The 14,622-nt window shown below is 63.4% G+C and carries 10 protein-coding genes and 3 pseudogenes; 6 read left to right on the top strand and 7 right to left on the bottom strand.

Features of this window, described 5'->3' with window-relative positions:
- Positions 1-112: 112 nt before the first annotated feature.
- The 4 genes from ACVWW1_RS45550 to ACVWW1_RS45535 form a co-directional block, all read right to left on the bottom strand.
- Positions 113-2,716 carry an MASE1 domain-containing protein gene (locus tag ACVWW1_RS45550; RefSeq protein WP_456660385.1) on the bottom strand — a complete coding sequence of 868 codons (2,604 nt, stop codon included), beginning with the start codon at positions 2,714-2,716 and terminating at the stop codon, positions 113-115.
- Positions 2,717-3,006: 290 nt separating this feature from the next.
- Positions 3,007-3,612: a lipocalin-like domain-containing protein gene (locus ACVWW1_RS45545; RefSeq protein ID WP_456660384.1), complete on the bottom strand. Its 606-nt coding sequence runs from the start codon at positions 3,610-3,612 to the stop codon at positions 3,007-3,009.
- 179 nt (positions 3,613-3,791) lie between these two features.
- Positions 3,792-4,031 carry a helix-turn-helix domain-containing protein gene (locus tag ACVWW1_RS45540; RefSeq protein WP_176535116.1) on the bottom strand — a complete coding sequence of 80 codons (240 nt, stop codon included), beginning with the start codon at positions 4,029-4,031 and terminating at the stop codon, positions 3,792-3,794.
- 11 nt (positions 4,032-4,042) lie between these two features.
- The gene (locus ACVWW1_RS45535; RefSeq protein ID WP_456660383.1) at positions 4,043-4,600 is read right to left on the bottom strand and encodes a DUF2975 domain-containing protein; all 558 of its coding nucleotides are present in this window, start codon (positions 4,598-4,600) and stop codon (positions 4,043-4,045) included.
- 134 nt (positions 4,601-4,734) lie between these two features.
- Between ACVWW1_RS45535 and ACVWW1_RS45530 the strand changes: the two genes are divergently transcribed.
- Positions 4,735-5,241 carry a DUF2147 domain-containing protein gene (locus ACVWW1_RS45530; protein ID WP_456660382.1) on the top strand — a complete coding sequence of 169 codons (507 nt, stop codon included), beginning with the start codon at positions 4,735-4,737 and terminating at the stop codon, positions 5,239-5,241.
- 137 nt (positions 5,242-5,378) lie between these two features.
- On the opposite strand, the gene ACVWW1_RS45525 is transcribed toward ACVWW1_RS45530, so the two are convergent.
- On the bottom strand, positions 5,379-6,188 hold the full coding sequence (locus ACVWW1_RS45525) for a helix-turn-helix transcriptional regulator (protein ID WP_456660381.1): 810 nt from the start codon (positions 6,186-6,188) through the stop codon (positions 5,379-5,381).
- A gap of 277 nt (positions 6,189-6,465) precedes the next feature.
- On the opposite strand from ACVWW1_RS45525, the gene ACVWW1_RS45520 reads away from it, so the two are divergent.
- The 4 genes and pseudogenes from ACVWW1_RS45520 to ACVWW1_RS45505 all read left to right on the top strand — a co-directional run bounded on the left by ACVWW1_RS45520 (position 6,466) and on the right by ACVWW1_RS45505 (position 10,652).
- A complete protein-coding gene (locus ACVWW1_RS45520) occupies positions 6,466-7,092 on the top strand; it encodes a hypothetical protein (RefSeq protein WP_456660380.1) in 627 nt (208 codons plus the stop codon).
- Positions 7,001-7,921 (top strand): annotated as a pseudogene (locus ACVWW1_RS45515) (autotransporter outer membrane beta-barrel domain-containing protein); the annotation flags it as partial. The gene ACVWW1_RS45520 and the pseudogene ACVWW1_RS45515, both read left to right, overlap by 92 nt.
- A pseudogene (locus ACVWW1_RS45510) lies at positions 7,917-8,078 on the top strand (hypothetical protein); the annotation flags it as partial. The pseudogenes ACVWW1_RS45515 and ACVWW1_RS45510, both read left to right, overlap by 5 nt.
- Before the next feature lie 3 nt (positions 8,079-8,081).
- Positions 8,082-10,652, top strand: a complete 2,571-nt coding sequence (locus tag ACVWW1_RS45505) for an autotransporter outer membrane beta-barrel domain-containing protein (RefSeq protein WP_456660379.1) — start codon at positions 8,082-8,084, stop codon at positions 10,650-10,652.
- Between the two features lie 497 nt (positions 10,653-11,149).
- On the opposite strand, the gene ACVWW1_RS45500 is transcribed toward ACVWW1_RS45505, so the two are convergent.
- Together ACVWW1_RS45500 and ACVWW1_RS45495 are read right to left on the bottom strand one after the other, a co-directional pair.
- Positions 11,150-11,395 carry a hypothetical protein gene (locus ACVWW1_RS45500; RefSeq protein WP_456660378.1) on the bottom strand — a complete coding sequence of 82 codons (246 nt, stop codon included), beginning with the start codon at positions 11,393-11,395 and terminating at the stop codon, positions 11,150-11,152.
- 79 nt (positions 11,396-11,474) lie between these two features.
- Positions 11,475-12,236: a hypothetical protein gene (locus ACVWW1_RS45495; RefSeq protein ID WP_456660377.1), complete on the bottom strand. Its 762-nt coding sequence runs from the start codon at positions 12,234-12,236 to the stop codon at positions 11,475-11,477.
- Between ACVWW1_RS45495 and ACVWW1_RS45490 the strand changes: the two are divergent.
- Positions 12,214-14,355, top strand: a pseudogene (locus tag ACVWW1_RS45490) (autotransporter-associated beta strand repeat-containing protein); the annotation flags it as partial. The gene ACVWW1_RS45495 and the pseudogene ACVWW1_RS45490 overlap by 23 nt on opposite strands.
- Positions 14,356-14,622 lie beyond the last annotated feature (267 nt).

The following is a 14,622-nucleotide window of genomic DNA, read 5'->3' as shown; positions in this document are numbered from 1 at the left end:
GATGCCACATGTCTGCCCAGGGCGAGATACGGATAACCCATTCAGCTTTTGCGACAATAGCCTGCTCGATCACTGCGGTACCGCCGAGCAATGCCCGCAGTGGTGCGACCGGTCAACTCCTGCGCACCGCGTCGGCGGTGCTTGACGCCAAGGGTGCGGCGGATGATCGTGTCGATCTCGGCGGCGCAAGATCCTGGATAAAGTCTCTTAGCGCCTCGGTATCGAACGGCTTGCGGAGTATTCTTAGACTTGGCGGAGCTGCTTTTGCGGCATCGCTGTAACCGGTTGTAAGGGCTATGGGCAAACCGGGGTATCGCGACCGAACTTCTCTCGCGAGCCCGACGCCATCGATGGTCCCTGGCATGACGATATCGCTGAAGACGAGATCGATCTTTGTACCCGTATCGAGCAACTTCAATGCCGCTTCGGCCGAGTCTCGGTAGATGGTTTCATAACCCAGATGCTCGAACAGCGAGGATGTCACATCCGCCACTTCGGGGCTGTCGTCGACAACGAGAACCGTCTGCCGCGGCGGCTGGCTTGGCCTTGCCCGGGCAGCGGCGAGCTCTTTGCTGGTGATCTGCTCGTCCGCACAGGACGGCAGATAGATTGTAATCGTTGTTCCCTGTCCGACCTTGCTGTCTGCCGTTACGGTTCCGCCCGCCTGGTGCGCAAAACCATAAACCTGGGACAAACCGAGCCCGGTCCCCTTGCCGACCTCCTTGGTCGTGAAAAACGGATCGAACATCTTGGATAGAAGATTTGGCGGAATACCGGTGCCGGTATCGCCAAGTGTGATCGCAAAGAAGGCCTTCCCACGGCGATCGCCGCCGGTTTCCTGATTTGCGGTGACCGCGTGGACGGACAACGTGAATGTGCCGCCGCTTGTCATTGCATCTCGCGCATTGACGGCGATGTTGACGATCGCAAGTTCAAGTTCGGCGAGGTCAACCTTGACCGGCGCAACACCGTCGCCAACGTTCTCGTTGTACACGATGTTCCCGCGCAGCGAGCTCTCAATCATGGTCCGCATGTTCTTGATGGACGCATTCAGATCAACGACCGTCGGGCTGAGATGCTGGTGACGAGAGAACGTCAACAATTGGCGCGTGAGACTCTCGCCGCGTTTGGCCGCGGTTTGTATGGCTTCGATGGCCTTTGGCAGTTTTGGATCAAGCAGGCGTTGAAATATCTGGGCACTTCCTCCGATGATCATCAATAGATTGTTGAAGTCGTGTGCGATCCCGCCAGTCAGCTTGCCGATTGCCTCCATCTTCTGAGACATCGCGAGCTGTTCGCGCGCCTGGACCAGCTTCTCCTCCGCGTCGCGCCGCTCCGTCGCGTCGCGCAGGATACTGATAAAGCCGATCAGATTTCCTGCGTCATCACGGCTCGAAGAGACTGAGCCCGTGATGAAGAACGGCGTACCATTCTTTCTGATACGCCAACCCTCTACGTCGTACTTGCCGCCTTCGATTGCCGACTCCAGCGCGTGTGTCGGTGAACCCGCGCGGCGTTCATCCGGCCGATAGAATATCCCGAAGTGCTTGCCTATGATTTCTTCCGAGGTGTAGCCGATGATCTTTTGAGCGGTGCTATTCCAGCTCGTGACGTGTCCTTCCCTATCAAGCGCAAAGATTGCATAGTCGACAACGCCTTCGATGAGGGTCTGGAAGTGCCGTCTGATGCTGTCGAGCGCCAACGCTTTCCGTTCAAGTTGACTGTTCAGCTGGTCCTGGACGGAAAGCAAATGGGCTTCCCTGGCCTGGCGCGTCGCACTTGCCGCGGCGAGGGCAAGAGGAGGCGCCGACACGATGATCGAAAGCACGAACAAGGATAACAGCGCTCCGTTCGGATCGATTTTCGGAAATGGATCATTTCCCACCGAGAACCCCCACACGGCAGTTCCGATGAAAATCAAGGCGGCCGTCGCCATGGTGCATCGATCGCCGCGCAGGCCGGCCCAGATCAAGGGCAGCAGAACCAGAAAGCCCAGAAGGCTCCGATGGGGCAGCAATACGTCGAGGCCGTTGCTGACGAGATCGCTACCGATCAGCGGGCTGTAAGCAGCGAGCCCGATGATACCAGCGAGAGCAGCGACCGTGATCGATTCCAACAGAGCCCATTTGGAAGCAATGCGTAAGGGCATCGTCGCCCAGAGCACGATGACCGGAGCAATCACCAGGGCCTCAGCAGCGTCCGCAAGCCACCAGGTCAACCCGGCGACGACGGAATCGGAAAAGCTTGCTTCGTTGATGAGCGTGAAGCCGGCCAAGGCGATGGCTGAACTGATGATCGTGGTCGGCGCAAAGGAAATGATTGCAAACTTTGCGACACCGGACGGTGTGGCAAACGTCTGCCGACCGTTCGACCAGCGGCCGATCAGCCATGTCCCGGCACATGCGGCAAGGAGGCTGCCGATCCCGGCGGCGCCGATCTCCAGGAGCGATCGGTCGGCCATGAGGTAAGGTGAGAGAGCCCCTACCAGGATCGCGGGCCAGATCCGGTAGCCGCGCAGCAGGACCAGCGCGAGCGCAAGCCCGGTTGGTGGCCATAGCGGTGTCGCGGCTGGATTTATTGCGGGAAGCAATCGCGCGGATTCGGCAAGACCAGCGTAAATTGTGGCAACTATCAGGATTTCGACCGCGTAGGTCGCAACGCTCCGAGCGTCGCCAAACGCGAAAATCCTGGCCTTGGCGAACCTTGCCCTTTCCATCGCGAGCCTTTGCAGTGGGCATCTCAAGAATGCGGACGCAGTTTTGACCAAAACATGGCCACACGATCGTGAGTAGAGAGGCGCTAGCCAACTTCGGAACGAGGGGCCATCGGGCAGCACCATTGACCTAACAGCGATGGTACACTACGCGCAGCAGCATCCGGAATACGAATCGGTCCGATCCCGCCGCGTGTCGGTGAGATCATCAGCAATCATTTTCCCTGTTGGCGCAAGAACTCTCGCTGTCGCCCTGACGATCGCTTCGGGTTAAGAGCTGACGTGAGGTTCAATTACTCCGCTCGCTTCCAAATCACGTCGACTACGTCTCCAGCCGGAGGACGAACGGTCAGCGTCAGTCGGTCTCCCGCAATCGCAACGAAGCGCTTCTGATCAGTGCCATTCCAGTTTGGAAAGGAACTGCCTTCGACCTTGATTGCGATGCTGCTATCTGCCTCGTTTATTGAATACGTTCCGAAGTAGGTTATCGTGCCGTCGGCCGTTTCTTGGTTTTCCTCAGGGGTGCCTTGCCACAAGGCATTGCTCGCGTATTTGGCTCGATCTGGTCGCATCACCGTGATGATGTACCGCCCACCCGCATCAAAGAAGGCGATGCCCCTCGGGCTGGTCCCATAACGCTCGACCTTGGTGCCGTCGCCTTTCTTCTGCTCCCACGAAAGCAGCGTCCAAGTGCCCACCAATTGCTCTTTGAGCGATGTCTGGCCCAGCGCGTCGAATGTCATCGTGAACGATCCAAAAGCCGCAATGGCGCATGCGGCAAGAGCCACTCGCAAATGCACTTTTCTCTCCCAAGAGAAGGATTGATAGGGTCGGTCGAGCACCGCAATCCCCGGATATTTTACCACGCCCGGTCGAAGCAAGTAAGACAAGGTCGGCATGTCCGTTGGGTCACAAGCGGGCTTGAAGGCATCCGAGAAGCCAAATCCGCTTCGCAGCCGGGCATCGCACGCTGCCGGATTCGCCGAGCGAGGTCGCCCATTCGCCGCTGCTCGGCGAGCACAGATCAGCCGATTTTGGCGGCCGGTCTAACCTCGGTGCTCGCGCAATCAGCAAGCCATTAGCCCCCCTCGCCGCCTTCGGCCTCACCCTCATCGCCCGGCACATATTCCAGAATATCCCCCGGGCGGCAGTCCAGTTCGCGGCAGATCGCCGACAGCGTCGAGAAGCGCATCGCCTTGGCCTTGCCGGTTTTCAGGATCGACAGGTTCTGGATAGAGATGCCGATCGCGTCCGCAAGGTCTCCGAGGCGGCGCTTGCGCTTTGCGAGCATGACATCGAGGTTCACCACGATGGGCACGAGCATCACCCTCAGATCGTCAGATCGTTTTCGGACTGCAACAGGATGGCGTGCTCAAGCACGAACTTCAGCGCCATCAGGAACACACCGCCGGCGATGGTGCCGACATCGAGGTTGTAGTTCAGCAGCAGGAACTTGATGTCTCCGATCCGATACAGGACATAGATCACCGCGTTGGTCGTGATCGTATCGACGAACGGCCAGACCACCAGAAAGATCCCCATCCACCAGACGCCCTGCAGTGTCTCGGAGGCGAAAATCCGGCCGTTCGCGAATCGGTTCACCATGCGATGAAGCATGCCGATCAGCACGGCGTAAAACGATACCCCAAGCGCAAACAGCGACCAGAACAGCAGCTGGCCCATGGTCGACATGGTGAGCGGGTTGGCGACGATGCTGGCGCACTTCGCCTGCTCGCCGTTCAGGCTTTCCGCAATCGTGACCGGAGCCGTCGTGGTGCGGTAATAGGCCAGCCACAGCACGACCGGCAGCGCGGCCCAGATCACCCAGAACGCCCGATCGAGCCGGCGAAACCAAAGCTGGCGCTGCTCGCGAACCGATTTCCTCATCGCATCCATCCGATAATTTTTTGCCCGTACAGGCCGTTACGGCCGGGCCGCATCATGCTGCGGTAATGTTGTTGACTCAACCTTAAACGTGATCTATTTCATGTTTATCATGAAATTTTTCATGAATAAGGTGGATGATGACGTTACCCCCAGATATTGACGGCCTCCGCAGCGCCCTGAAACAGCTGATCCACGCGCACCTCACGCGCCGCCTGATCGTGGCGGCATTCCACATTCCGCTGCTCGGCAGCGCCGCCGATGCCGCCAAAGCCGCCGACAAGGCCAACGATCCGGCCGGCGTCTGGCTGACCCAGTCCGGCGACGCCAGGATCGAGGTCCAGCGCTGCGGCAGCGCGCTGTGCGGCCGCGTCGTCTGGCTGAGGGAGCCGACCGAGAAGGCCACCGGCAAGCCGCAGCGCGACGACAAGAATGCCGATCCCGCGCAGCGGACCCGGCCGGTGATGGGCATTTCGCTCTTCATCAACATGCAGCCCGCAGGCCCGAACAAATGGGCCGGCAGGATCTACAACGCCGATGACGGCAAGACCTATGAGAGCTCGGTGACGCTGGTGTCATCGGGCACGCTGAACGTTCGCGGCTGCATGGGAACGCTGTGCGCGGGCGAAGACTGGACGCGGTGAAGGGATCTGGCCCCGACCCTTCATCGGCCAAGAAGAAAAGCAAACCCTTTCACTCGAGGCCGCCCCGGTTTGGGCGGCCTTCTTTATGCAACCGTGCTGACGACTCCGGTGCAGCGCGACCTGCGCAGCTGGCCGCGTTACTCCGGCGCCTCGGCGTCGAGGCCGAGCTTCCACAGCGGCGGCAGGTCGGCGAATGGCGGCGTGGTGTGGGCGATCACGATCGCGGCGCGCCGGCTGTCGGAATCGATCTTGCTGTTGATCGCCTTGACGTGCGCCTTCACCGCATCGAGCCCGACGCCGAGGATACTCGCGATCTCCTCGTTCGACTTGCCCTGCGCGATCCATGACGCCACTTCGATCTGGCGCGGCGTCAGAGCAGGGAATGCCAGCCGCAATCGATCGCCCGGCGTCAGCGCGGCCAGCGTTCGTTCCTGCGCCTGACGGTAGCTGCGCAGGATGTGCGGCCGAAATCCCTGCATGCGGTCGCGCTCCTCGTCGCTATAGGCCGGCCGCCCCACCACGCGGTGGCCGACGACCGTGACGACATAGCTGGCGTGCTCGAACACGATCCCCAGCATACGGCGCGCGCCCGACGGCAGGAACACCTCCTTGGCGATCGGCAGTTCGACGAATTCCTCGTCGCTGAAGAAATCCGACTCGCGCAACGCGCGTTCGCCGTAGAACGCCGGATCATGCTGCCAGAACGGATGCGAGTGCATGTGCTTGGCAAACGCCTGCATGCCGCGGGCACGGGCGTCCGGATCGTCTCCGACCGAAATCAGCGACCGGAAATCCCAACTCGGACGATGGAACTCGGTAAAGCTCACCACCTCGGCATCGACCAGACGGCCGACGCCGGCGAACAAGATGCCCGGCAGCGTATGCAGATTGGGTTCGGATTCGTAGAGACGAATGATTTCGTCGTTGAGTTTGCTGTCCCGTTCCATGGGATTCTGATCGACCAGGTTTGATTTGATTTTTTGGCGATCGCTGCAACGTCGCGACGAGCCCACATGTTGCAGCAAAGCCTCGCTCGCCGTCTTATCGCTCGTGCGCGCGTTGGTATACCCCTTAGGGTAATGGCCAGATCGCGTTCGATTGCGGAATCTCTCCGCTGTGTCGAGTCCGACACAGCGCGCGACATCGTCTCGGGCAGCAACGCGCATGCCCCGGCGAAAGTTGCAACAATTCGAGTTACTACCGGGACTGAACGCGGTGACCCCATTGGAAGACGCAGCGGATCGTCCCGCTGTAGGAAAATGCGACGATACACGTTCCGGCTGCATTGAAGCGCGATCGCTCGCGCGCCACGGGCATACCATCTTCAGGCATGGCTTGTTGTGCACGACATCGCTGGTTGCGCTGGGGCTGCTCGCGGTAACGTCGATACCGTCCCATGCGGCAGACATTGTCTGGACCGGCGCCAATTCGACCCTTTGGACCGACACCGGCAACTGGCTCCCGAACACGCTTCCGGCGTTCCCGGACAACGCGGTTATCGATACCACCTCGCCCCATCCCGTGGCGCTCCCAGCGCTCGCGGGCCAAGCCAGTAACATCTATATCGGCCAAAACGCCAGCGGCCAGCTGACGATTTCCGGCGGCGGGACGATGAACTCCGTCAATGGCTTTGTTGGCAACAATGCAGGCTCGAACGGCACCGTCACGGTCGATGGCTTCGGCTCGGTGTGGTTCAGCGTCGGCGTCAACGTCGGCGTGGCCGGCACCGGCCACGCTGACGATCCAGAACAGCGGCACCGTGACCGGCAGCAATGGCCTCATCGGGTCTTTGCCCGGCTCGAGCGGAACTGTGACGGTCACCGGCCCCGTGTCGTCCTGGAGCATGAGTGACGACCTCTATGTCGGCGCAAACGGCACCGGAGCGCTGACAATCAAGGCTGGCGGCGCCGTGGACGATCTCAACGGCCGCATCGGCTTTGTCCCCGGTTCGAGCGGGTCCGTCACGGTCACCGGTCCCGGCTCGTCCTGGACCAACGCTGCCGAACTCTATGTCGGCACGGCGGGTACCGGCACGCTGACGATCGCGGACGGCGGCGTCGTGCGCAACGGCAGCGGCTCCAATGCCTATGTCGGCTATATCTTCGGATCCAGCGGCGGCGTGACGGTCGATGGCGCCGGTTCGTCGCTTGTCGTCGGCAAGGATCTGAACGTCGGATATACCGGCCGCGGCGCGCTCAATGTGCAGAACGGCGGCGCGGTCAGCAACGTATCGACCTTTATCGGCTCCAATGTCGGCTCCAACGGCAGCGTCACCGTGAACGGCGCGGGTTCGTCGCTGAGCAGCGCCGCCTTCATCTATGTCGGCTACTCCGGCACCGGCACACTCGACATCCAGAACGGCGGCACGGTCACCACCGCCCCGGGCGTTACCCGCAGCATCGCCGGTATCGGCTACGATCCTGGCTCGAACGGCACGGTGACGATCGACGGCGCTGGCTCGTCCTGGACCCATGGCGGCTTTCTCGATGTCGGAGTTAGTGGCACCGGTACTCTGACAATCCAGAACGGTGCAACGGCCAGCATGCTTGGCAGCGACGTCGGCTTTGCTGTCGGGTCGAATGGCGCGGTCACGGTCACTGGCTCCGGCTCGTCCTGGACCATGAGTGACGACCTCTATGTCGGCGCAAACGGCACCGGAGCGCTGACAATCAAGGCTGGCGGCGCCGTGGACGATCTCAACGGCCGCATCGGCTTTACCCCCAGTTCGAGCGGGCGGGTCCGTCACGGTCACCGGTTCCGGCTCGTCCTGGACCAACGCTGCCGAACTCTATGTCGGCACGGCGGGTACCGGCACGCTGACGATCGCGGACGGCGGCGTCGTGCGCAACGGCAGCGGCTCCAATGCCTATGTCGGCTATTTCGTCGGATCCAGCGGCGGCGTGACGGTCGATGGCGCGGGTTCATCGCTTGTCGTCGGCAAGGATCTGAAGGTCGGATATACCGGCCGCGGCGCGCTCAATGTGCAGAACGGCGGCGCGGTCAGCAACGTATCGACCTTTATCGGCTCCAATGTCGGCTCCAACGGCAGCGTCACCGTAAACGGCGCGGGTTCGTCGCTGAGCAGCGCGGCCTTCATCTATGTCGGGTACTCCGGCACCGGCACACTCGACATCCAGAACGGCGGCACGGTCAATACCGCGCCCGGCGTCACCCGTGGCATCGCCGGTATCGGCTACTATGCAGGCTCGAACGGCACCGTGACGATCGACGGCGCTGGCTCGTCCTGGACCCATGGCGGCGTTCTCGATGTCGGAGGTGGTGGCACCGGTACTCTGACAATCCAGAACGGTGCAACGGCCAGCATGCTTGGCAGCGCCGTCGGCTTTGCTGCCGGGTCGAATGGCGCGGTCACGGTCACTGGCTCCGGCTCGTCCTGGAGCAACAGCTTCGTTCTGCTTGTCGGTGATGCCGGCACCGGCTCGCTGACAATCCAGAATGGCGGCAGCGTTTCGACGCCGCTTTTCGCTGTTGCCAATGAGACCGGCTCGACCGGCACGGTCAACATCGGCGCCGGGCTCGGCCAGGCCGCCGCGGCGCCGGGCACGTTGAACACGCCGACTGTCACATTCGGCTCGGGCAACGGCAGCATCGTCTTCAATCACACCTCTGCGAACTACACCTTCGATCCCGTCATCACAGGCGCAGGATCGGTGCTGGTGGAGGCCGGCAGGACCATCCTCACCGCCAACAGCACCTACACCGGCACAACGACCGTCGACGGCGGCACGCTCAGCGTCAACGGCTCGATCGCGTCCTCGTCGCTCACATCGGTCAACGCCGGCGGCACGCTCGGCGGCAACGGCACCGTCGGCAACCTCGCCATCGCGAGCGGCGGCACAGTGGCGCCAGGCAATTCGATCGGCACGCTGAACGTCTCGGGCAATGTCAGCTTCGCGGCCGGCTCGATCTACCAGGTCGAGGCCAACGCCGCCGGCCAGTCCGACCGGATCATTGCCGCCGGCAAGGCGACACTCGGTGGCGGCAGCGTGCTGGTGCTGGCGCAGAACGGCACCTATGCACCGCAAACCACCTACACCATCCTCACCGCAAACAGCGGCGTCACCGGCACCTTTGCCGACGTCACCAGCAGCCTCACCTTCCTGAACCCGTCGCTGACCTATGATCCGGGCAATGTCTACCTGACGCTGGCGCGCAACAGCACGACATTCCCCGATGTCGCGCAGACGCCGAACCAGCTCGCGGTGTCCAACGCGCTCGAGGCGAGCGCGCAGACCAGCCCGCTGGTGATCAGCATCCTCAATCAAAACGTCGCCGGCGCGCGGCAGGCCTTCGATGCGCTGTCGGGCGAATTGCATGCGAGCACGCAGACCGCGATGCTCGATGATTCACGCTATCTGCGCGATGCGGTGCTGGGCCGGTTGCGGCAGTCCTCGTTCGCCGAAAGCGGCGGGCCGATGGCCGCACTCAGCAGTGGCGGTCCGCAGCTCGCGACGATGGATTCGATGGCAGCCTCCTCGGCCCTCGCCTATGCCGGCGGCAGCCGTCCCGGCTTCCCGCTCAAGGCGCCGCCGCTCGCGGCGCCTGCGCGGATTCCCGACACCACGTTCTGGGCCCAGGGCGTCGGCGCCTGGGGCCGCTTCGGTGGCGACGGCAATGCGAGCGGCATGACGCGCGACCTCGCCGGCTTCTTCAGCGGCGTCGACCATCGCTTTGCACCGAACTGGATCGCCGGCATCGCCGGCGGCTACACCAATTCCTCGCTGCGCATCGGCGACCGGTCGAGTTCGGCCAACATCGACACCGCGCATCTCGCCGGCTATGTCGGCGGTAATTACGGCGCGTTCAGCCTGCGCGGCGGCGCCGGCGCCAGCTTCAGCACGCTGGACACCAGCCGCTCGATCATCTTCCCCGATTTCTTCGACAGCGCGCGGGCGCGTTATAACGCCACCACGGCGCAGGTGTTCGGCGAAATCGGTTACGGCTTCAACCTCCGCAAGATCGCGCTCGAGCCGTTCGCCGGCCTTGCCTGGGCGCATCTCGATAACGACAGCTTCAACGAGACCGGCGGCAGCGGCAGCGCGGCGCTGCTCGGCGGCCGCAACAACCAGGACGTCGGCTACTCCACGATCGGTGCCCGCTTCGCCAGCAACCTCGTGCTTGCCAACGGGATGTGGCTGACGCCGCGCGCCTCGGTGGCCTGGCAGTACGCCTTCGGCGACGTCTCGCCGACCGCGGCGCTTGCATTCCAGAGCACCGGCGCGAGCTTCACGGTCAATGGCGTGCCGCTGGCGCGCAACGCGGCGCTCGTGGAAGGCGGTCTGGATCTGCGCATCACGTCGCAAGCCAGCGTCGGCGTCTCGTATGTCGGACAAATCGCCGACCGCGTGCAGGATCACTCGGTGAAAGGCAACTTTAGCTGGAAGTTCTGAGCTGCGACTCCAGGGCGCGACGTCGAGAACAGATTGTCGCACCAATCGATACCCCGCTCTCTACCCGCTACCGGGAAGACAGCGGTCTTGATTCAATTTTGCGCGCAATTTGCAGCGAATGCGCAACCGGTCTGTTGCAGCAAAACCTCGCTCGCTGTCTTATCGTTCGTGCGCGCGTCAACATACCCCTTTGGGTAGTGGCCAGATCGCATCGCGTTACGGATTCTGTCTGCGTTGTCGACTCCGACACATCGCGCGACATCATCAGGGCATCGCACGCGCATACCCGATGAACGCCGCGACATCTTGAGTCATTGCCGGGGGCTGAATGCGGTGACCACGCGGAAATACGCAGCAGTGGATTTCGCTGCAGGACAGTTCGTCGGCGCGCATGCCGCCCATCTCAACACGAAATCGCGCGCAAGATATCTTGGTACCCTCGCCACGGTCTCGCCGCTCGCGCTGATCCTCGGCACGATGGGCTTCGCGGTTCCGGCTCACGCCCAGGCGACCTGCACGGTCGACACAACCGCGTGCAGCGCAGCCGGCGGACCCGGATTCGATTCACCCCGCGGCGGCAGCGGCGGCACCGGAAATGGTGGCGGCGGAAACAGCTCGGCGTTCGACGGTGGCACCGGTACAACGGTCGCGGTGCCCGGCAACCCCAGCCCCGGCAACGGCATCGGCGGCGACGGCGCGGCGGGCGAGAATGCCGGCGGCACCGGCGGTGGCGTTGGAGGCACCGGAGGCCCTGGACCGAACGGCTTCAACTTCGCCAGCGGTGGCGGCGGCGGTGGCAGCGGAGCCTATTTCTCCTCAGCGTCATCGCTGAACATCAGCAGCGATATCACGGGCGGCGCAGGTGGCGTCGGCGGAAGTGGCACCTCCGGCAGCGCAAGCAACGGCGGAGGCGGTGGTGGCGGCGGCGCGGGCATCGTCTCCACCGCGCTCGGCCCGCTTTATAGCAACACCGCGACGATCACGGGAGGCCGTGGCGGAGCCGGTGGTGTCGGCGGCAACCCCGGCGGTGGCGGCGGCGGTGGCGACGGCATACTCGTCCTCGGCAATGCGACGTCGATCGACAACTTCGGCACCGTCGTCGGCGGGAAAGGCGGGATCGGTGCATCCGCCGGCGACAGCGGCACCGGCATCAATTTCGTCGGCATGGGCGTGGTGACGAACAACGGCACCATCGCGGGGGGCGACGCAAACGGCGCGGCCGCCGGCGTCGGCATCATGACCAATGGCAGCACCGTCATCAACAATCACGGCGTGATCCGCGGCGGCCTCAACAATGATGGTCTGACCTACGGGACCGCGATCTCGGTTCGGCGGAACCGGCAATTCGCTGAACCTGTTCACCGGCTCGACGATCGTCGGCGACGTCCAGTTGATCAGCGGCGCCGGCGCGACCGTCGCCGCGCTCAACTCCGGGCTGACGCTCAGCAACAACATCAGGCTCGGCTCCAGCTCCGTCGTTGTCTTCAACTCGGGCGCGGTCGGCCTTTCGGTCTCTGGCGTGGTGTCCGGGGCGGGCAGCGTAGCGGTCAACGGGCTGGACATGATCGTGCTCGCCGGCGCCAACACCTACACCGGCGGAACGACGCTTTCGGGCGGAAAGTTGTCGGTGTCGTCGGACACCAATCTCGGTGGCGCCTCGGGTCCCCTGACCTTCAATGGCGGCACCTTGCAGGTGACCGGCACGGGCTACACCGGCACGTCGCGGACCATCAATTGGGGCGGCGGCGGCTTCGAGATCGTCAACGGTGCCAACAACTTCGTCGTGAGCAACGCGTTCACAGGCAGCGGCGCGCTGACCAAGTCCGGCGCTGGAACGCTGACCTTCACCGGCAACAACAACTACAGCGGCGGCACCACGATCTCGGCCGGCACGCTGCAACTCGGCAATGGCGGCACCTCGGGTTCGATCACCGGCGACGTTGTGAACAACGGAACGCTCGCGGTCCAACGCTCCAACACCTACACGCTCGCCGGCGCCATCTCGGGCAGCGGCAGCTTCGTGCAGAGTGGCACCGGCACCACCATTCTGACCGGCAACAACTCTTATAACGGCGGCACCACCATCTCGCAGGGCACGCTGCAGGTCGGCAACGGCGGCAGCTCGGGCGCGATCACCGGCGACGCGGTGAACAACGGCACGCTCGCGGTCAAGCGCTCCGACACCTTCACGCTCGCCGGCGCCATCTCGGGCAGCGGCGCCTTCGTGCAGAGCGGCACCGGCACCACTATCCTGACCGGCAACAACTCTTATAACGGCGGCACTACCATCTCGAACGGCACCCTGCAGGTCGGCAACGGCGGCTCCTCGGGCGCAATCGCCGGCAACGTCGTCAACAACGGCCGGCTCATCTTCAATCGCAGTGACGACAGCGCCTTCGCCGGCTCGATCAGCGGCAACGGCCTCTTCACCAAGACCGGCGACGGCACCCTGACGCTGTCGGGCAACAACACCTATACGGGTGGCACGCAGTTGCTCGGCGGCACCCTGGCCGTGCAAGGCGGCAACGCCATCGGCGACAACTCCAGCGTCTTCGTCCTCGGCAACAGCACGCTGCGCCTGCTCAGCAATGAGACGGTCGCGACCCTATCGTCCGGGACGACCGACACCGGCACCGTCGATCTCGCCGGCGGCAATCTCACCATGAGCCTGAATTCGAACATCACCACCGCTTTCTATTATGGTGCCGTGTCCGGCGCGGGCGGCTTGATCAAGAGCGGCAACTACAAGCAGGTGCTGGCCGGCACCGGCAGCTATACAGGCGGCACCACCATCTCCGCCGGCACGTTACAGCTCGGCGACGGCGGAACATCGGGCTCCATCATCGGCAACGTGACGAACAACGGCACCCTCGCCGTCAACCGCTCCGATACCTATACGTTCGGTGGCAGCATTTCGGGCAGCGGCAAATTCGTGCAGAGCGGCACCGGCACCACGATCCTGACCGGCAGCAACGTCTATGCCGGTGGCACCACTATCTCGGCCGGCACGCTGCAGCTCGGCGACGGCGGCACCTCGGGTTCGATCGCCGGCAACGTGGTGAACAATGGCATCTTTGCCGTCAACCGCTCCGACACCTATACGTTCGGCGGCAACATCTCGGGCAGCGGTTCGTTCGAACTGCGCGGTAAAGGCACCACCATCCTGACCGGCACCAACAGCTATGGCGGTGGCACCACCATTTCGTTGGGCACCTTGTCGGCATCCTCGGACAGCAATCTCGGCGCCGCGGCCGGCGCATTGAACTTCAACACCGGCGGCACGCTGCGGGTCACCGGCACCAGCTTCACCGGCACCACGCGCGCCATCAACCTGGGAACCGGCGACGGCGCATTCGATATCGCCGATGCCGCCAACAATTTCACCCTGGGTCAGTCGATCGCCGGAAATGGCTCGCTGTACAAGCTCGGCGCCGGAACGCTGACCTTGACCGGCAACAGCAGCTTGACCGGCGGCATCGGAATCAGCGCAGGCACGCTGCAGCTCGGCGACGGTGGCACCTCCGGCTCCTTCCTTGGCCGGGTGGTGGTCCCCAACGGCATCTTCGCCATCAACCGCTCCGACACCTACACTTTCGGCAGCACGGTCACCGGCAGCGGCGCGTTCGAGCAGAGGGGCACCGGCACCACCATCTTCACCGGCACCAACAATTACCTCGGCGGCACCACGATCTCGCAGGGTACGCTGCAGATCGGCAACGGCGGCACGGCCGGCTCGATCACCGGCAACGTCACCGACAACGGCACGCTTGCCTTCAACCGCGCCGACGCCGTGACATTCTCCGGGTCGATCGGCGGTACCGCGCAATGTCGATCAGCTCGGCGCCGGCACGCTGACCTTGAACGGCCAGAGCACTTACACCGGCACGACCAGTGTCAATGCCGGCAAGCTCGTGGTCGGCGACGACACCCATGCGGGCGCAAGCCTCGTCAGTGCCGTGACCGTGAGCAG

It is taken from the genome of Bradyrhizobium sp. JR3.5, from assembly GCF_054057015.1.
The sequence above is the reverse complement of the archived record's forward strand: the minus strand, read 5'-3'. Positions and strand labels throughout refer to the sequence as shown.

Coding starts and splice junctions, on each gene's coding strand:
- ACVWW1_RS45550 (WP_456660385.1), bottom strand. CDS start 2,716: ATGGAAAGGGCAAGGTTCGCCAAGGCCAGGATTTTCGCGTTTGGCGAC.
- ACVWW1_RS45525 (WP_456660381.1), bottom strand. CDS start 6,188: ATGGAACGGGACAGCAAACTCAACGACGAAATCATTCGTCTCTACGAA.
- ACVWW1_RS45530 (WP_456660382.1), top strand. CDS start 4,735: ATGATGACGTTACCCCCAGATATTGACGGCCTCCGCAGCGCCCTGAAA.
- ACVWW1_RS45535 (WP_456660383.1), bottom strand. CDS start 4,600: ATGAGGAAATCGGTTCGCGAGCAGCGCCAGCTTTGGTTTCGCCGGCTC.
- ACVWW1_RS45545 (WP_456660384.1), bottom strand. CDS start 3,612: ATGCCGACCTTGTCTTACTTGCTTCGACCGGGCGTGGTAAAATATCCG.